The sequence below is a fragment of the Citrobacter amalonaticus genome, assembly GCF_001559075.2.
GTDB classification, from domain to species: domain Bacteria; phylum Pseudomonadota; class Gammaproteobacteria; order Enterobacterales; family Enterobacteriaceae; genus Citrobacter_A; species Citrobacter_A amalonaticus_F.
Window position 1 is genome coordinate 737016 of sequence record NZ_CP014015.2, and the last position, 18911, is coordinate 755926.

General features: G+C 56.1%; 18 protein-coding genes. 10 read left to right on the plus strand and 8 right to left on the minus strand.

Going from position 1 to position 18911, the window contains the following annotated elements; translation table 11 throughout:
• Positions 1-32: 32 nt before the first annotated feature.
• The 4 genes from recX to mltB form a co-directional block, all read right to left on the minus strand.
• Positions 33-533: a recombination regulator RecX gene (gene recX / locus AL479_RS03545; RefSeq protein WP_061075066.1), complete on the minus strand. Its 501-nt coding sequence runs from the start codon at positions 531-533 to the stop codon at positions 33-35.
• A gap of 115 nt (positions 534-648) precedes the next feature.
• The gene (recA, locus tag AL479_RS03550; protein WP_061075067.1) at positions 649-1710 is read right to left on the minus strand and encodes a recombinase RecA; all 1062 of its coding nucleotides are present in this window, start codon (positions 1708-1710) and stop codon (positions 649-651) included.
• Positions 1711-1790: 80 nt separating this feature from the next.
• Positions 1791-2288 carry a nicotinamide-nucleotide amidase gene (gene pncC, locus AL479_RS03555; RefSeq protein ID WP_061075068.1) on the minus strand — a complete coding sequence of 166 codons (498 nt, stop codon included), beginning with the start codon at positions 2286-2288 and terminating at the stop codon, positions 1791-1793.
• Positions 2289-2431: 143 nt separating this feature from the next.
• Positions 2432-3511: a lytic murein transglycosylase B gene (mltB, locus tag AL479_RS03560; RefSeq protein WP_061075069.1), complete on the minus strand. Its 1080-nt coding sequence runs from the start codon at positions 3509-3511 to the stop codon at positions 2432-2434.
• Between the two features lie 269 nt (positions 3512-3780).
• Between mltB and srlA the strand changes: the two genes are divergently transcribed.
• The 7 genes from srlA (at position 3781) to gutQ (ending at position 8746) form a co-directional block, all read left to right on the plus strand.
• Entirely contained in the window at positions 3781-4344 is a 564-nt protein-coding gene (gene srlA, locus AL479_RS03565; RefSeq protein ID WP_042322680.1) for a PTS glucitol/sorbitol transporter subunit IIC, read from the plus strand.
• Entirely contained in the window at positions 4341-5330 is a 990-nt protein-coding gene (srlE, locus tag AL479_RS03570; RefSeq protein ID WP_061075070.1) for a PTS glucitol/sorbitol transporter subunit IIB, read from the plus strand. The genes srlA and srlE overlap by 4 nt, the downstream gene beginning before the upstream one ends.
• Before the next feature lie 11 nt (positions 5331-5341).
• On the plus strand, positions 5342-5704 hold the full coding sequence (gene srlB, locus AL479_RS03575) for a PTS glucitol/sorbitol transporter subunit IIA (RefSeq protein ID WP_061075071.1): 363 nt from the start codon (positions 5342-5344) through the stop codon (positions 5702-5704).
• Positions 5705-5714: 10 nt separating this feature from the next.
• Positions 5715-6494, plus strand: coding sequence for a sorbitol-6-phosphate dehydrogenase (gene srlD, locus AL479_RS03580; RefSeq protein WP_061075072.1), 780 nt, complete (start codon positions 5715-5717; stop codon positions 6492-6494).
• A gap of 92 nt (positions 6495-6586) precedes the next feature.
• Positions 6587-6946 (plus strand): transcriptional regulator GutM, encoded by a 360-nt coding sequence (gutM, locus tag AL479_RS03585; RefSeq protein WP_061075073.1) that lies wholly within the window; start codon positions 6587-6589, stop codon positions 6944-6946.
• Between the two features lie 68 nt (positions 6947-7014).
• Positions 7015-7788 carry a glucitol operon DNA-binding transcriptional repressor SrlR gene (srlR, locus tag AL479_RS03590; protein WP_061075074.1) on the plus strand — a complete coding sequence of 258 codons (774 nt, stop codon included), beginning with the start codon at positions 7015-7017 and terminating at the stop codon, positions 7786-7788.
• The gene (gutQ, locus tag AL479_RS03595) at positions 7781-8746 is read left to right on the plus strand and encodes an arabinose-5-phosphate isomerase GutQ (protein ID WP_061075075.1); all 966 of its coding nucleotides are present in this window, start codon (positions 7781-7783) and stop codon (positions 8744-8746) included. The genes srlR and gutQ overlap by 8 nt, the downstream gene beginning before the upstream one ends.
• Here the strand turns inward: gutQ and norR are convergent.
• Complete coding sequence (norR, locus tag AL479_RS03600) at positions 8743-10260, minus strand: nitric oxide reductase transcriptional regulator NorR (protein WP_061075076.1); 1518 nt, start codon at positions 10258-10260, stop codon at positions 8743-8745. The two genes, gutQ and norR, sit on opposite strands and share 4 nt — an antisense overlap.
• A gap of 187 nt (positions 10261-10447) precedes the next feature.
• On the opposite strand from norR, the gene norV reads away from it, so the two are divergent.
• The gene (gene norV, locus AL479_RS03605; protein ID WP_061075077.1) at positions 10448-11896 is read left to right on the plus strand and encodes an anaerobic nitric oxide reductase flavorubredoxin; all 1449 of its coding nucleotides are present in this window, start codon (positions 10448-10450) and stop codon (positions 11894-11896) included.
• The gene (norW, locus tag AL479_RS03610; RefSeq protein ID WP_061075078.1) at positions 11893-13026 is read left to right on the plus strand and encodes an NADH:flavorubredoxin reductase NorW; all 1134 of its coding nucleotides are present in this window, start codon (positions 11893-11895) and stop codon (positions 13024-13026) included. Before norV ends, norW begins: the two co-directional genes overlap by 4 nt.
• 115 nt (positions 13027-13141) lie before the next feature.
• Here the strand turns inward: norW and hypF are convergent, their stop codons facing one another.
• The 3 genes from hypF to AL479_RS03625 all read right to left on the minus strand — a co-directional run bounded on the left by hypF (position 13142) and on the right by AL479_RS03625 (position 17190).
• Entirely contained in the window at positions 13142-15382 is a 2241-nt protein-coding gene (gene hypF, locus AL479_RS03615; protein WP_061075079.1) for a carbamoyltransferase HypF, read from the minus strand.
• A gap of 103 nt (positions 15383-15485) precedes the next feature.
• Complete coding sequence (gene hydN, locus AL479_RS03620; protein WP_042999599.1) at positions 15486-16031, minus strand: electron transport protein HydN; 546 nt, start codon at positions 16029-16031, stop codon at positions 15486-15488.
• 145 nt (positions 16032-16176) lie between these two features.
• A complete protein-coding gene (locus tag AL479_RS03625) occupies positions 16177-17190 on the minus strand; it encodes a LacI family DNA-binding transcriptional regulator (protein ID WP_061075080.1) in 1014 nt (337 codons plus the stop codon).
• Between the two features lie 265 nt (positions 17191-17455).
• Between AL479_RS03625 and ascF the strand changes: the two genes are divergently transcribed.
• Positions 17456-18910, plus strand: coding sequence for a PTS cellobiose/arbutin/salicin transporter subunit IIBC (gene ascF, locus AL479_RS03630; protein WP_061075081.1), 1455 nt, complete (start codon positions 17456-17458; stop codon positions 18908-18910).
• Position 18911 lies beyond the last annotated feature (1 nt).

Consider the following 18911-nt stretch of genomic DNA (forward strand, 5'->3'; position numbering starts at 1 on the left):
TTCTTTACGGGGAAGTAAAATCCCGTATGCGCTCAATCGTCAAAATTTCGCCATATTTGCTGGATATCCTCCATCAGATACCCGCGATAGAGCAAAAACCGCTGTACCTTAACCTTTTCTGAAAATGCGCCAGGCAGCGGTTCACCATATTTACGGCAGGCCTGGTCGCGTGCGAGGGCGCTCCAGTCAATTTCACATTCCCGCATCGCTTTTTCCGTCGATTCTCGGGCAATGCCCTTTTGATTCAACTCCTGGCGGATGCGCGCCGGACCATAGCCTTTACGACTGCGGCTGGCGATAAAGCGGGCGATAAACCGATCGTCATCGAGATACTGATGCTCGTAACACCAGGCGATCACCCGATCATAATCTTCCGCCGTCGCATCAATCTCTTCCGGTCCATTTTTCCCCATCACCGGGGCGGCAAGTTTGCGTCGCAACTCTTGTTCACTGTGGTCACGAACCGCGAGGATACGAACTGCGCGATCTAACAGCCGGGAATACGCGGGTCGGCGCGGTGTGGGTTCACTCATAACAACCTTCGAAATCAGAAATGCAAAAAGGGCTGCATCAATGCAGCCCTTGAGTGTAATTCAACTTTTTGCCGGATGGCAGTTTTGCGTTATCCGGACGGACGACACCTGACGATTAAAAATCTTCGTTGGTTTCCGCAACACCTTCACCGTCATCAACAGCGAAGTCAGGTTTAGCATCCTGGCTATTGAGCAGCATTTCGCGAACTTTTTTCTCAATTTCCTTCGCGGTAGCCGGGTTGTCTTTCAGCCAGGCGGTTGCATTCGCTTTACCCTGACCAATTTTCTCGCCGTTGTAGCTGTACCAGGCGCCCGCTTTCTCGATCAGCTTCTCTTTCACGCCCAGGTCGACCAGTTCACCATAGAAGTTGATGCCTTCACCGTAAAGGATCTGGAATTCAGCCTGTTTAAACGGCGCCGCAATTTTGTTTTTCACCACTTTCACGCGGGTTTCGCTGCCCACCACGTTATCGCCCTCTTTCACCGCGCCAATACGGCGGATGTCCAGACGAACAGAGGCATAGAATTTCAGTGCGTTACCACCGGTCGTGGTTTCCGGGTTACCGAACATCACACCAATTTTCATACGGATCTGGTTGATGAAGATCAGCAGCGTGTTGGACTGCTTCAGGTTACCGGCCAGTTTACGCATCGCCTGGCTCATCATACGCGCCGCGAGGCCCATGTGAGAGTCACCGATTTCACCTTCGATTTCCGCTTTCGGCGTCAGCGCCGCGACGGAGTCGACAACGATAACGTCGACGGCGCCAGAACGCGCCAGTGCGTCACAGATTTCCAGCGCCTGTTCACCGGTGTCCGGCTGAGAACAGAGCAGATTGTCGATATCAACGCCCAGCTTACGTGCATAGATCGGGTCCAGCGCGTGTTCAGCATCGATAAACGCACAGGTTTTACCTTCGCGCTGCGCCGCGGCAATCACCTGCAGCGTCAGCGTGGTTTTACCGGATGATTCCGGCCCGTAGATTTCGACGATACGGCCCATCGGCAGGCCGCCTGCGCCCAGCGCGATATCCAGTGAAAGCGAACCCGTGGAGATCGTTTCCACATCCATAGAACGGTCTTCACCCAGGCGCATGATGGAGCCTTTACCGAATTGCTTTTCGATCTGGCCCAGCGCTGCCGCCAACGCTTTCTGTTTGTTTTCGTCGATAGCCATTAATTACTCCTGTCATGCCGGCTGAAACCGGATAGTGATTCTGTACTGTTGTCGCAATTATACTGTATAGTCATACAGTATCAAGTATTTTGTAGAAATTGTTGCCACAGGGTTTGCAGCGCATAAACCGTGGCTTGCCGACGCACCGCATCACGGTCGCCGTGAAAGCATTCCCGACGGGTAATCCCTTCTCCGCGCACGCTGGCGAAGGCAAACCAGACGGTACCGACCGGTTTCTCTTCGCTGCCGCCATCCGGCCCGGCGATCCCGCTGATGGAAACCGCAAAATCGGCACGTGCCGCTTTCAGTGCGCCAATCGCCATCTCAACCACCACCGGTTCACTGACCGCGCCATGCTGCGCCAGCGTCTCTTCGCGCACGCCGATCATCTGCGATTTGGCTTCGTTACTGTAGGTGACAAAACCGCGCTCAAACCAGGCGGAGCTGCCGGCAACATCGGTAATGGCTTTCGCCACCCAACCGCCGGTGCAGGACTCTGCGGTGGTCACCGTCGCACCACGCGCTTTCAGCGCCAGCCCGACCTGTTCACTTAACTGCATCAGTTCACTGTCAGTCATATCAGCCTCTGTCAGTTAAAAAATATGCCGGACAAGATAACACTTTCCCAACAGAGATGGGGATGAGGTGACAATTTTACGAGGGGGATTCCGAAAAAACGAGTGAGGCCCAGGGAAGCCGAAGCGCCCCTGGGTAAAAACCGTTACTGCACGCGCGCCAGCGCCACTGCCTGACCTAACTGCCACACCGCCATCGCGTAATGGGTGCTGTGGTTGTAGCGGGTAATGGCATAGAAGTTAGGCAAACCGTACCAGTACTGGTATCCGGTACCCATATCCAGACGTAGCAGGCTCACCTGCTGATGGTTGCCCAGCGATTGTTGCGGCGTGAGCCCGGCGGCCGCCAGTTGAGAAAGGCTGTACTGCGTTTTAAAACCATTCGCCAGTCCCGGGGCCTGACCGTTCGCCATCACCGCCACCGCGTCGCCTTTCACCCAACCGTGCGCTTTGAAGTAATTCGCCACGCTGCCGATAGCATCGACCGGATCCCACAGGTTGATGTGGCCGTCGCCGTTGAAATCCACCGCGTATTCTTTATAGGACGACGGCATGAACTGTCCGTACCCCATCGCGCCGGCAAAGGAACCTTTCAAATCTAACGGGTCATCCTGCTCGTTACGCGCCATCAGCAGGAACGTCTCCAGTTCGCCGGAGAAGTACTCCGCACGACGTGGATAGTTAAACGACAACGTCGCCAGCGCGTCCAGAATACGCGTTTTCCCCATCACGCGGCCCCAGCGGGTTTCCACGCCAATAATGCCCACGATGATCTCCGGCGGAACGCCGTAAACCTGCCAGGCGCGGTTGAGCGCGTCTTCATACTGATTCCAGAACGCCACGCCGTTTTGCACGTTATCCGGCGTAATGAACTGTTTGCGATAGCGCAGCCATGCGCCGTTAGGCCCGGCTGGCGGCTGCGTGGTCGGCGCCTGCCTGTCCATCAGACGCAAAACGTAATCCAGGCGCTTCGCCTGTGACAGGATCTCCTGCAATTGCTGACGATTAAAACCGTGCTTGTTCACCATCTTATCGATGAACTGCTGTGCATTCGGGTTGTTGGCAAAGTCGCCGCCCATCTGCATAACGTTGTGCTGGGGCTCAAGCAGGAAGCCGCCGGAAGGCGTCCCCGTTGTCGTTTGAGGCTCTTGAGGTTTCGGTTTGCTACTACAGGCAGCAAGTAACACAAACAGGGGAAGCAATGCTACATAACGACGCTTGAACATGAGACATCCATTAAACAGATTCAGCCAGAGAGAAGTATGGTAAAGCATCCCCCGCCATACAAGGAAGCGCCAGACGCGCTCCGTCACACAATTTACGTATCACTTCCCCTCGTTTGATCGTCAGTACATTCTTTCCTTTCCGCAAAAACTTTCAACTTAAAATATTTTACTTTCATTTTGAGATCAAAATAACACTTTTATTTCTTTCAATCTGATTAAAATAAGTCACCCATTCGCAAGATAACTAAAAATCCCTACAGGAGAGAACAATGATCGAAACCATTACACATGGAGCAGAGTGGTTCATCGGGCTGTTCCAGAAAGGTGGAGAGGTGTTTACCGGGATGGTCACCGGCATTCTTCCACTGCTGATCAGCCTGCTGGTCATCATGAATGCGCTGATCAACTTTATCGGCCAGCAGCGAATCGAACGCTTCGCCCAGCGCTGCGCCGGGAATCCGTTGTCCCGTTACCTGATTTTGCCTTTTATTGGCACGTTTGTGTTTTGTAACCCCATGACCCTGAGTCTGGGCCGCTTCATGCCAGAGAAATACAAGCCCAGCTACTACGCAGCCGCCTCTTACAGTTGTCACTCAATGAACGGCCTGTTCCCGCATATCAACCCTGGCGAACTGTTCGTTTACCTCGGCATTGCCAGCGGCCTGACCACGTTAGGTCTCCCGCTCGGGCCACTGGCCGTGAGCTATCTGCTGGTCGGTCTGGTCACCAACTTCTTTCGTGGCTGGGTCACGGACCTCACAACCTCCATCTTTGAGAAAAAGATGGGTATCCAACTTGAGCAGAAAGTCCACCTTGCAGGAGCAGCATCATGACGCGCATTCGTATTGAACGAGGAACTGGCGGCTGGGGTGGCCCGTTAGAGCTGGACGTGACCGCCGGTAAGAAAATTGTCTACATCACCGCAGGCACACGCCCGGCGATTGTCGACAAACTGGCGCAGTTAACCGGCTGGCAGGCCGTCGATGGCTTTAAAGAGGGTGAACCGCCAGAAGACGAAATTGGCGTCGCCATCATTGACTGTGGCGGGACGCTGCGCTGCGGCATCTATCCCAAACGCCGTATCCCGACCGTGAACATTCACTCAACCGGAAAATCCGGGCCGCTGGCCCAGTATATCGTTGAAGACATTTATGTCTCTGGCGTCAGGGAAGACAACATCACCGTCATCGGCGACGCGTCTGCTGCACCACAGCCGCAGCCGCAATCACAACCGGCAAACTCCACCGCCGGGCGTGATTACGACACCAGCAAAAAGATCACCGAACAGAGCGATGGCCTGCTGGCAAAAGTCGGCATGGGGATGGGCTCTGCGGTGGCCGTGCTGTTCCAGTCCGGTCGCGACACCATCGATACGGTTCTGAAAACCATTCTACCGTTCATGGCATTCGTCTCGGCACTGATCGGCATCATCATGGCCTCGGGTCTTGGCGACTGGATCGCCCACGGTCTGGCGCCGCTTGCCAGCCATCCGCTGGGTCTGGTGACGCTGGCGCTGATCTGTTCGTTCCCGCTGCTGTCGCCATTCCTTGGCCCTGGCGCGGTCATTGCGCAGGTTATCGGCGTCCTGATCGGCGTGCAAATTGGCCTGGGCAACATCCCGCCGCATCTGGCGCTGCCCGCCCTGTTTGCCATTAACGCTCAGGCAGCCTGTGACTTTATCCCGGTCGGTCTGTCGCTGGCAGAAGCCCGTCAGGACACTGTTCGCGTCGGCGTGCCGTCGGTATTGGTGAGCCGCTTCCTCACGGGGGCGCCTACCGTTCTCATCGCCTGGTTTGTTTCCGGCTTTATTTATCAATAAGAGGTTTCGACATGACCGTTATTTATCAGACCACCATCACCCGTATCGGCCAGAGCGCACCGGATGCGCTCTGCGACCAGATGCTGATTACCTTTCGTGAAGGCGCGCCTGCGGATATCGAGGAATTTTGCTTTATCCATTGTCATGGCGAACTGAACGGTACGCTGCAACCCGGCGCGCAGTTCGAACTGGGTCAGCATCGTTATCCGGTCACCGCCGTCGGCAGCGTGGCCGAGCAGAATTTACGTGAACTGGGGCATATCACCCTGCGCTTCGACGGACAGAGCGAAGCGGAATTTCCCGGCACCGTGCACGTCGCGGGGCCTGTACCGGACGACATCGCACCGGGCTGTATTTTGAAGTTTGTCGCTTAAGGAGAGAAAAATGAATCAGGTTGCCGTTGTCATTGGTGGAGGACAGACCCTGGGGGCATTCCTTTGCCGTGGGCTTGCAGCAGAAGGGTATCGCGTTGCGGTGGTGGACATTCAGAGTGATAAAGCCGCGAACACCGCACAGGAGATTAACGCGGAATTTGGCGAAGGCATGGCTTACGGTTTTGGCGCCGACGCCACCAGCGAACAGAGCGTACTCGCGCTCTCTCGCGGTGTAGATGAAATCTTTGGCCGCGTGGATCTGCTGGTTTACAGCGCAGGTATCGCTAAAGCAGCATTTATCAGTGACTTCCAGCTCGGCGATTTTGACCGCTCGCTGCAGGTGAATCTGGTGGGCTATTTCCTCTGCGCACGTGAATTCTCCCGTCTGATGATCCGCGATGGTATTCAGGGACGTATTATTCAGATCAACTCCAAGTCCGGTAAAGTGGGCAGCAAACACAACTCCGGCTACAGCGCGGCGAAGTTTGGCGGCGTGGGGTTAACGCAGTCGCTGGCGCTGGATCTGGCGGAATATGGCATTACCGTGCATTCGCTGATGCTCGGCAACCTGTTAAAGTCACCGATGTTCCAGTCGTTGCTGCCGCAGTACGCCACCAAGCTGGGTATCGAGCCAGACGAAGTGGAGCAGTATTACATTGATAAGGTTCCGCTGAAGCGCGGCTGCGACTATCAGGATGTGCTGAACATGCTGTTATTCTATGCCAGCCAGAAAGCGTCGTACTGCACCGGACAGTCAATCAACGTTACCGGTGGACAGGTCATGTTTTAATGGGTGTCGCCCGGTAGCGCTACGCGTACCGGGCCTACCCGCAGTCCGGAAAAAGTGAAACCGCCGTCCGGCGAAATAAAAGGAGCAACAATATGGTATCCGCACTCGTTACTGTCGCCGTCATTGCCTGGTGTGCACAACTGGCGCTGGGATACTGGCAAATATCGCGCTTTAATAACGCGTTTGACCTGCTTTGCCAGCAGGGACGCGTCGGCGTGGGGCGTTCAGGAGGACGTTTTAAACCGCGCGTCGTTGTCGCCGTCGCTGTCGATGACAATCAGCGAGTCACTGATACTTTGTTTATGAAAGGTCTCACCGTATTCGCCAGACCAGGCAAAATCGCCGCCATTCAGGGCAAACATCTTAATGAATTACAGCCTGATGTGATCTTTCCCCATGATCCGTTATCGCAGAATGCACTATCATTGGCGCTTAGTCTGAAACATGGGTAATTTCGTTGTGAATACTAATAGCTTTCGAAATTATCATTTCGCAAATTTAATTCAGGGTAATTACGCCAATGAAACCTCGTCAGCGTCAGGCCGCTATTCTTGAGCATCTGCAAAAGCAGGGGAAATGCTCAGTAGAAGAACTGGCCCAGTACTTTGACACCACGGGCACAACCATTCGCAAAGACCTTGTCGTTCTGGAAAATGCCGAAACCGTCATTCGTACCTATGGCGGCGTGATGTTAAACAAAGAGGAGTCCGATCCGCCTATCGATCACAAAACGCTGATCAATACGCTCAAGAAGGAACGTATTGCTGAAGCGGCCGTCCGCTTTATCCATGATGGCGATTCCATCATTCTGGACGCCGGGAGTACCGTGCTACAAATGGTGCCGATGCTTACCCGCTTTAGCAATATCACCGTCATGACCAACAGCCTGCACATTGTCAACGCGCTGTCCGAGTTAGACAACGAACAAACCATCCTGATGCCAGGCGGAACCTTCCGTAAAAAATCGGCCTCATTTCACGGACAACTCGCGGAAAATGCCTTTGAGCAGTTCAGTTTTGATAAACTCTTCATGGGTACCGACGGTATTGATCTCAGTGCCGGCGTGACCACCTTTAATGAGGTTTACACCGTCAGCAAAGCGATGTGCAACGCCGCTCGCGAAGTCATTCTGATGGCGGACTCATCAAAGTTTGGCCGCAAGAGTCCGAATGTTGTGTGCAGTCTGGAAAGCGTCGACAAACTGATTACCGACGCGGGTATTGATCCCGCATTTCGTCAGGCGCTGGAAGAGAAAGGGATTACCGTTATCATAACCGGAGAAACCAATGAGTGATGCACTACTGAACGCGGGCCGTCAGACGTTAATGCTGGAATTACAGGAAGCAAGCCGTCTGCCGGAACGTCTGGGCGATGATTTTATCCGCGCCGCCAATACCATTATCCACTGTGAAGGCAAAGTGATTGTCTCGGGTATCGGCAAATCGGGCCATATTGGTAAGAAAATCGCCGCGACGCTCGCCAGTACCGGCACCCCGGCCTTTTTTGTTCACCCTGCCGAAGCGCTGCATGGCGATCTGGGGATGATCGAAAGCCGTGACGTGATGTTGTTTATCTCCTATTCCGGCGGCGCAAAAGAGCTGGATCTCATCATCCCGCGTCTGGAAGATAAGTCCATCGCCCTGCTGGCAATGACCGGCAAACCCAATTCACCGCTGGGCCTGGCGGCGAAAGCCGTTCTGGATATCTCCGTTGAGCGCGAAGCCTGCCCGATGCACCTGGCGCCAACCTCCAGCACCGTCAATACCCTGATGATGGGCGACGCGCTGGCCATGGCGGTCATGCAGGCTCGCGGCTTCAATGAAGAGGATTTTGCCCGCTCGCATCCGGCCGGTGCGTTGGGCGCGCGTTTGCTCAATAAAGTGCATCACCTGATGCGCCGTGACGACGCTGTCCCGCAGGTTCAACTTGCCACCAGCGTAATGGACGCGATGCTGGAATTAAGCCGTACCGGTCTGGGTCTGGTCGCCGTTTGCGACGCCCAGATGCAGGTGAAAGGCGTCTTTACCGACGGCGACCTGCGTCGCTGGCTGGTTGGCGGCGGCGCGCTCACCACGCCGGTCAGTGAAGCGATGACCCACAACGGCATCACCCTGCAGGCAGAAAGCCGGGCAATTGACGCCAAAGAGATCCTGATGAAGCGCAAAATCACCGCCGCGCCGGTGGTGGATGAAACCGGTAAGCTCACCGGCGCCATCAACCTGCAGGATTTCTATCAGGCCGGGATCCTCTAATCCTTCAGCCCCAGACGCTTCGCCAGCCGGTGCAGGTTGGCGACGTCCGTTTCAAGCGCCCGCGCGCTGGCCGCCCAGTTGTGATTATGTTGCGCCAGCGCCTGGCGAATCATCTCTCGCTGGAACGCCTCCGTCGCATCACGCAGATTGTGATTGCGCGGTAAATCCGCTGTCACCTCCGGCTGCGGCGTCATGGCCTCCTCCTGCAACGCGAAATGCTTCGTTTCCAGTACCACTTCGTCTCCGGATCGGGTCGCGCGCGCCAGCACCACCGCCCGATGAATCGCATGTTCCAGTTCACGCACGTTACCCGGCCAGCCGTAATTCAGCAGATGGCTACGCGCCCCTGGACTGAGCACCACGCGGGAAAGCCCCAGTCGCAGTCGACACTGCTCGCAAAAATAGCCTGCCAGTAGCACCACATCCTCACCGCGCTCACGTAACGGAGGGACGGAAAGCGGGAACACGCTCAGGCGATGGAACAAATCGGCACGAAAACGCCCCGCCAGCACCTCTTCGCGGAGATCGCGATTGGTTGCGGCCAGCACGCGCACATCCACGCGCAGGCTGCGGTCATCGCCGACGCGCTGAATATCGCCGTACTGCAATACACGCAGCAGTTTGGCCTGCAGCGCCAGCGACAGTTCACCAATTTCGTCGAGAAACAGCGTGCCGTTATCGGCCATTTCAAACTTGCCGCTACGGTTGCTGATGGCCCCGGTAAACGCCCCTTTCACATGACCAAACAGCTCGCTCTCCGCCACGCTTTCCGGCAGCGCGGCGCAGTTCAGATAGACCAGTGGGTTGACCGCGCGAGGTGAACCTTCGTGAATCGCCTTCGCCACCAGTTCTTTCCCGGTACCGGTTTCGCCGCTGATTAATACGTTGAGATCGGAGCCTGCCACAATCTCGATCTCTTTTTTCAACTGCATCATGTTCGGTGAGAGACCAATCATCTGCGTCTCTTTTACCTGTTCGAAATCGGTACTCGACCCCGGCAGCATATTCTGACTTTCCAGCTGTTCAATCAGCAGCGCATTGCTCAATGCACCAGCAGCCAGCGCGGCGATGAGCCGTAACTCCTCATCGCTGAAGACATCAAACTGATCCGGCGCCATGCCGTCGAGGGTCAGCGCACCGATCAGGTTCTGCCCGGCAAAAAGCGGCAACCCAATACAGGCGTGCACTTTCAGACTCTCCTGCCCTGGGATCAACCCGTCATACGGATCGGGCAGATCGCTGTCTGCCGGAAAGCGCACCACGTCCCCGGCGCGGGCGATGGCCTCCAGTCGGGGATGCCCTTCCAGGGTAAAACGCCTGCCGAGCACATCGCGTGCGAGACCGTCAATCGCCAGCGGGATAAACTGGCGCGCCTCATAGCGCAGCAGCGCAGAAGCGTCGCATTCCAGCACCTGGCGCAGCGTGGTAATCAGACGTTGAAAACGATCCTGATGACCCACCCCGCGCTGTAATTCAATGGCGATACCCGCCAGCACATCAACAGAAAAACTCATGCGGTCCTCACTGTCATTTTGACAATCCATACTGTCATATTGACTGTGTTATGAGTAGTCTTTTTGACTACCATTTAATGGGTATAAAATTTTAAATCAATATAAATCAAATAGATAAAAAGTTGGCACGCGACCTGCAATAAGCGAAACAACTTATTTGAACAACGCTGAATGAATTGAGGTTGCTATGTCTATTCTGGTTAAAAATAATATCCATTGGGTTGGCCAACGTGACTGGGAAGTGCGTGATTTCCACGGAACCGAATACAAAACGCTGCGCGGCAGCAGCTACAACAGCTATCTCATCCGTGAAGAAAAGAATGTCCTGATCGATACCGTCGATCATAAATTCAGCCGTGAATTCGTGCAAAACCTGCGTAATGAAATTGACCTCGCAGACATCGATTACATCATTATCAACCATGCGGAAGAAGATCACGCCGGGGCGCTGACCGAGCTGATGGCGCAGATCCCGGACACCCCAATCTACTGCACCGCCAACGCGATTGACTCGATTACTGGCCACCACCACCATCCGGAGTGGAATTTTAACGTCGTGAAAACCGGCGATACGCTGGATATCGGCAACGGCAAACAGTTGATCTTCGTAGAAACCCCGATGCTGCACTGGCCGGACAGCATGATGACCTACATGACCGGCGATGCCGTCCTGTTCAGTAACGACGCTTTTGGTCAGCACTACTGCGACGAACGCCTGTTTAACGATGAGGTGGATCAAACCGAACTGTTCGAACAGTGCCAGCGCTACTACGCCAACATCCTGACGCCGTTCAGCCGTCTGGTGACGCCAAAAATTACCGAAATCCTCGGCTTCAACCTGCCGGTCGATATGATTGCTACCTCACACGGCGTGGTCTGGCGCGATAATCCGACCCAGATTGTTGAGCTGTATCTGAAATGGGCGACGGATTATCAGGAAGATCGCATCACTATTTTCTACGACACCATGTCCAATAACACCCGCATGATGGCGGATGCCATTGCCCAGGGGATTAACGAAGTCGACCCGAACGTGGCGGTGAAAATTTTTAACGTCGCCCGCAGTGATAAAAACGAAATCCTGACCAATGTTTTCCGCTCTAAAGGCGTGCTGGTCGGCACCTCCACAATGAACAACGTGATGATGCCGAAAATCGCCGGTCTGGTGGAAGAGATGACCGGGCTGCGTTTTCGTAACAAACGCGCCAGCGCTTTTGGCTCCCACGGCTGGAGCGGCGGAGCGGTCGACCGCTTATCCACCCGTTTACAGGATGCCGGTTTTGAAATGTCGCTGAGCCTGAAGGCCAAATGGCGCCCGGACCTGGATGCGCTGGAACTGTGCCGCCAGCACGGTCGCGAAATCGCGCGTCAGTGGGCGCTCGCACCGTTGCCGGAAGCGACAGTGAAAGCGACAACCAAAGAAGAAGCATGCGCCTGCGCCGCCGCAGCGGCAGCCGACCTCGGTCCGAGCATGCAGTGCAGCGTGTGCCAGTGGATTTACGATCCGGCAAAAGGTGAACCGTTGCAGGACGTCGCGCCAGGTACGCCGTGGAGCGATGTGCCGGACAACTTCCTGTGTCCGGAATGTTCATTAGGCAAAGATGTCTTCGACGTGCTGGCAACGGAGGCAAAATGAGCCGGGGAATTGTCATCATTGGTTCGGGCTTCGCCGCCCGCCAGTTAGTCAAAAACATTCGCAAACAGGACGCGGATGTCCCGTTAACCCTGATTGCAGCTGACAGCATGGATGAGTACAACAAGCCCGATCTCAGTCATGTGATAAGCCAGGCGCAGCACGCCGATGACCTCACCCGTCAGTCGGCGGGAGAGTTTGCTGAACAATATGCTCTGCGTCTCTTTCCACACACCTGGGTCACCGACATTGATGCCGATGCCCACGTGGTAAAAAGCCAGGACAAGCAGTGGCAGTACGACAAACTGGTGCTGGCCACGGGTGCGGCGGCCTTTGTTCCTCCGATAGCAGGACGTGAGTTAATGCTCACATTGAACAGCCAGCAGGAATACCGCGCCTGTGAGACACAACTGCGAGACGCCCAACGGGTGCTGATCGTCGGCGGCGGGTTGATTGGAACCGAACTGGCGATGGATTTCTGCCGTGCCGGTAAAGCGGTCACGCTGATTGATAACGCCGCCAGCCTTCTCGCTTCGCTGATGCCGCCGGAAGTGAGCAGTCGCTTACAGCATCGTCTTACCGATATAGGCGTGCACCTGTTGCTGAAATCACAGTTGCAGGGGCTGGAGAAAACCGCATCCGGTATTCGTGCAACGTTCGATCGCGAGCGCAGCATCGACGTCGATGCGGTGATTGCCGCCACCGGCCTGCGCCCGGAAACCGCGCTGGCGCGTCGCGCCGGTGTAACCATTAATCGCGGCGTTTGCGTCGACAGTTACCTGCAAACCAGCAACCCGGATATTTACGCTCTTGGCGACTGCGCGGAGATCAACGGCCAGGTTCTGCCGTTCCTGCAGCCGATTCAGCTCAGCGCGATGTACCTGGCGAAAAATCTGCTCGGCGGCAACGCGCCGCTGAAGTTGCCCGCCATGTTAGTCAAAATCAAAACGCCGGAACTGCCGCTGCACCTGGCTGGCGAAACCCAGCGTCGCGATCTGAACTGGCACATTGCGGCAGAATCTGACGGGATGGTAGCCAAAGGGATGAACGGTGAAGGACAGATCTGCGCCTTCGTGGTGAGTGAAGACAGAATGAAGGAGGCTTTCGCCCTGCTGAAAACGCTGCCTCTGTAGGCCGGATAAGACGCTCTGCGTCGCCATCCGGCGATATCGCCACTGATTGATTAACCTCATGCACACGGATGTGCGATATTGCTTGTCGTTTCGCCCCGCCAGTCCCGGGGCTTTTTTATGCTTCCGCCATCCCACGCGCCGCGGCAATCACCCCCTGTCCCAGCGACAGTCCGCCGTCGCCGGCCGGTAACTGCTGCGGGAACAACAGCGTGAAATCCGCCAGATAATCAGCCAGTCGCGCCGACAGTAACCGGTTGTGCATCACTCCACCGCTGAACACCATCGTGTCGATGCCACGCGCCGTGGCCTGTTTGCGCAGCATCGTGGCAAACCCATGCGCCAGCGCATCGTGGAAAGCCCATGCGCGTTCAGCGGGCGTTGCCTGCCAGTTCAGCCACTGCGACCAGAAGGTCGCCAGATCCAGTTGATGCCCCGCCAGCGGTAGCGTCACTGGATGTTTAACACCCGCGCATTGCGACGCCAATGCCTCCAACGCGCAGGCCGCTTCGCCTTCATAGCTGAGCGATTCTGGCGCACAGTTCAGCGCGGCGGCAACCGCATCGAACAGACGCCCACAGGACGAGGCCAGCGGTGCGTTAATCCCGCGCTCAATCGCTCGTGCCAGCACGTTCCAGTTCTGTCGCTGTAGGTATTGCGTTTCCGGATAGTGCTGCCAGTCCGGCACAAAGCGCAGACACTGCGCTAACAGGTTGCGCCAGGGTTGCTTCGCGGCGAGATCGCCACCGACAAGCGCCACTGCGGGCAGTCCACCAAGATGTTCACACTCACGGTAGTTCACCCGCAGACACTCTCCACCCCATAACGCGCCCGCTTCGCCCATTCCGATGCCGTCCAGCGTCAGGGCGATAACATCGCCACCATCCAGCGGCCAGCCGTGCTCTGCCAGACAGGCGGCGGCATGAGCATGATGATGCAACACGATCTCCGTCGGCAGGTTCATCTCGCTGGCCCACTGACTGGAGACATACCCCGGATGGGCATCGCGAACAAGGCGCTGTGGCGTGAAGTCATAGATAGTCTGGATTAACCGCAGCGCGTCACGCCACTGATGTTGGATCCCGTCGTCGCTGAGATCGCCAAGATGCTGGCTGATCACTGCCTGCTCACCGCGCACCAGGCAGAAGGTGTTTTTCAGATCCGCCCCCAGACAGAGTATCGGCGGTATATGGTGAAACCCCGGCGGTAACGCCAGCGCGTCCGGGACATATCCCCGCGAGCGACGCAGCATTTCACCGCTTTCACGCACGACGGAATCGTCCATGCGCTGCACGATGTCGCGATTGTGTAACAGGAAACCCTCAGCAATATCCTGTAAATCCTCAAGCGCCTGTTCGTTGCTGATGGCCGGCGGTTTACCGCTGAGATTACCGGAGGTCATCACCAGCGGGCACTTTAGTGCCTGGAGCAACAGGTGCTGGAGCGGATTGGCGGGCAACATCACACCGACTTCCGTCAACCCTGGGGCAATACCGTCACACAGCGAGGAGACATGTTGCTTATCCACCAGCACAATCGGGGCCGCGGGCGTTTTCAGCAGTCGGGTTGCCGCCTCCGGCAGACCCGACGCATCAGGTAGCATTACCGCCAGTGGTTTTGCCGGACGGCGCTTACGCGCACGAAGCCGCGCCACGGCATCGCTGTTTCGCGCATCGCAGGCCAGATGAAACCCGCCGATACCCTTAACGGCAACAATACCTCCGGCCTTCAGCATTTCCACCGCAGCCTGCAATGCCGCGTCTTTTTCCGCCAGGTGTCCGCCGCTCAACCAGCTCAGATGCGGACCACACGCCGGACAAGCCACTGGCTGGGCGTGAAAACGTCGGTCATAAGGATCGCGATACTCGTTGTCGCATTGCGGGCAGAGCGGAAATGACGCCATCACGGTAAACGGGCGATCGTAGGGCATCGCCCGGATAATGGTAAAACGCGGGCCGCAATGGGTGCAGTTGATAAAGGGATAGCGATAACGCCGCTCTCCGGGCGTATTCATTTCGGCAAGACATTCCGGGCACGTCGCGGCATCGGGCACTATCTGGGTGTTCATCGTGCCGCCCGCACTCTGGCGAATGCTGAATTCAGTGGGCAGTTGCGCCCAGCGAAAAGGCTCACTCTCCACGCTGTCGATACGCGCCAATGGCGGACAGTGGGCATGCAGTTCACGGATAAACAGCGCGGGATCTTCCAGCAATCGAACCACCACGCCGTCGCCGTCATTACAGACGTCGCCATGCAACTGAAGCTGCTGCGCCAGTTGCCAGACGAAGGGACGAAAGCCGACGCCCTGAACTTTGCCGCGAATTCGGAGCTGTACGCCGGAGGGGGTATTTGTTGCCATTGAGTCATTCTCGCCATCATCATTCCCGGAAACGTATTTTACGAAAATTTCCGGGAATTCCCTTGATGCCAGCGCGTTTCCTGAGTGATTTTTGCGGCAGGAATCAGAAAAGCAAAGAAGCGGAAGAATCCAGCGCCGCGCGACGACGCTTTTCTGCGCTGAGTTGTTCGAGCTTATTGCGGTCAACGCAAATCAGGGCATGCGTCGGACAGGCTTCCATACAGGCCGGACCGGCATCGCGGTGATAACAGAGATCGCACTTGTTAGCTTCCGCCTTTTCCGCCCGTACGTTCAGGCCTGCACCGCTGTTACGCACAACCGGACGCACCACGACTTCCATTGCGCCATACGGGCAGGCCACCACGCAGGTTTTGCAGCCAATGCAACGTTCCTGCATGACATGAACAAAACCTTTATCACGGCTGATGGCACCGTTCGGGCAGACGTTCGCACACGGCGCGTCCTCACACTGGCGGCACAGCGTCGCCGTCGAGACATTCACACCTTTAATCACATGGATACGAGGTAAAAAGGTTTCAGGGGTCAGTGACGCGCAGTCCTGGTTTTCCTGATGGGAGACCACGCAGGCCACTTCACAGGTACGGCAACCAATGCACTTATTGGCGTCTGCAATGATGAAACGGTTCATCAAATTCTCCAGCAATGACAGATAATGTGCCGAAGCATTCACAAATCATGCCAGTTTTTATCTTGCTGTAATTTAACGATATTTAAAAACAGAGGGTGACCGTTATGGTGTCATCGTCACGAATGACGATGACGGGTGACAATTTTTACTGCGCCGCGATCGATGTAACGGAATCACGGCGAATCAACGTGCCGGTGAAGCTTTTCGGTGGCGTAAACGCCCCGCCATCCAGCATGAAAATGAGTCGACCAATGGTCTCCTGAATCATCTCCGTCACCGGAATTTTGACGCTGGAGAGCGCCGGTATGGTGTAGGGCGCCATTGCGATATCGTCAAAACCAATCACCGACACCTGCGATGGCACGACTAACCCTTTGTCATGCAATTGCTTGATGGCTCCAATCGCCATGTCGTCATTGCTGGCCACCAGCGCGCTGAACGTCACGTCGCGAGAAAGCAGCGCATCCACCCCTGCGGCACCGCAGGCTGGCGTCCATTTGCCTTTGACGATCAGGTCGTCATTGACGGCAATGCCGTGTCGGGTCAGCGCCTCTTTGTACCCCGACAGGCGTTCAACCCCGGTGGGGGAGTCCATCGAACCGGTGATAAAGGCAATCTGCTGATGGCCTGCGGCAATCAGTTCCGCCACGGCGTTAAAACTGGTCTGCTTTTGATCGCACCAGACGCAGTGGCTGCTGTTTTTCCGTAACCGGCGGTTAAGCACCATAATCGGCTGCGAGTGGCTGTCGATTATTTTATCGATCTCATCCACGCTGAGAAAACGCGGATAGATCATGATCGCGTCGCAACGCAAATCCAGCAGATACTGAATCGCCTGGCGCTCCTCTTGCGCGCTGTGCTTACCATCGGCAAGCAGAAGCTGACGGCCCTGATCTTCCGCCATCCGCGCGGTATGAAACAGCAATTCGCTAAAATAGACGCCGTGGTAGAGGGTGTTAGTCACAACCAGCCCCAGCGTCTGACTGGTTTTCGCCGCAAGGCTACGCGCCAGCAGGTTAGGCCGATAACCGCTCTCTTCAATCGCCTGAAATACGCGATCCTTCGTTTCCTGGCTGACGTAGCCATTCCCTGAAAGCACCCTGGAGACCGTCGCCTTCGATACCCCGGCCCGCTGCGCTACCTCCAGCATCGTCGTCATAAGTTTTCTTCCTTTTCTCGCAATGAGATGCAGTGTACTTCACCGCCGCGTGGTTGTCCCTGATGCTAAATCACACCAGAAAACCATAAGTGATTTAAATCACATTTCACGAAAACAGATAAAATTAAACATTGCCTGGCCAACATAAACTATTCATGATTTTGTGGAACCGGTTTCTCATTGGCGTTTCATCACCGACGATCGCTCAGGCGAATGTGCGGCAAAAATAAAACGTACCCTACTGATAAAACAGGATAAAAATCCTATGTCCAAGAATTATGCAGCGCTGGCGCGCTCCGTGGTGACGGCTCTGGGCGGCGTCGACAACATCACCGCAGTGACACACTGCATGACGCGTCTGCGTTTCGTTGTGAAAGATGACACGCGGGTCGACAGTGCCACACTCAAAACCCTCAGCGGCGTACTCGGCGTCGTTCGCAACGACAACCAGTGCCAGGTGATCATCGGCAATACCGTCTCCCAGGCGTATCGTGAAGTCGTCAACCTGCTGCCGGGCGATATGCAACCCGCCGAGCCCGTTGGCAAACCCAGGCTGACGCTCAGACGCATTGGCGCGGGGATCCTCGATGCGCTGATCGGCACCATGTCGCCGCTGATCCCGGCGATTATCGGCGGATCGATGCTCAAACTGTTGGCAATGATCCTTGAAATGACCGGGGTGCTGGAAAAAGGCTCCTCCACGTTAACGATCCTGACTGTGATCGGCGATGGCGCCTTCTTCTTCCTGCCGTTAATGGTGGCGGCCTCGGCGGCGATTAAGTTTAAAACCAACATGTCGCTGGCGATCGCCATTGCCGGGGTGCTGGTGCATCCAAGCTTTATCGACCTGATGGCGAAAGCGGCACAGGGCGAACACGTTGAATTCGCGCTGATTCCGGTCACCGCGGTGAAATACACCTATACGGTTATTCCGGCGCTGGTCATGACCTGGTGTCTGTCGTACATCGAACGCTGGGTGGATCGCATTACGCCTGCGGTCACCAAAAACTTCCTGAAACCGATGCTGATCGTGCTGATCGCCGCACCGCTGGCCATCGTCCTGATTGGGCCGATTGGCATCTGGATCGGTAGCGCGATTTCCGCGCTGGTCTATACCATTCACGGTTATCTCGGCTGGCTGTCTGTTGCCATTATGGGCGCGCTGTGGCCGCTGCTGGTGATGACCGGGATGCACCGCGTCTTTACGCCAACCATCATTCAGACCATTGCCGAAACGGGCAAAGAAGGGATGGTCATGCCGTCCGAAATTGGTGCCAACCTGTCGCTCGGCGGCTCCTCGCTGGCGGTAGCCTGGAAAACGAAAAACCCGGAACTGCGCCAGACTGCGCTGGCAGCGGCGGCCTCGGCCATCATGGCGGGGATTTCGGAACCCGCGCTCTACGGTGTGGCGGTACGCCTGAAACGTCCGCTGATCGCCAGCCTGATCAGCGGCTTCATCTGTGGTGCCGTCGCCGGAATGGCCGGACTCGCCAGCCACTCAATGGCGGCGCCGGGCCTGTTTACCAGCGTTCAGTTCTTCGACCCGGCCAATCCCATGACCATTGTCTGGGTGTTCGGCGTCATGGCGCTGGCGGTGGTGTTGTCGTTTGTTCTGACGCTGCTGCTGGGCTTTGAGGATATTCCCGTCGAGGATGCTGCCGCACAGGCACGAAAAAACCAGGCTGCACAACCATCTACGGTAAAAGGCGCCAGCGTCTGAC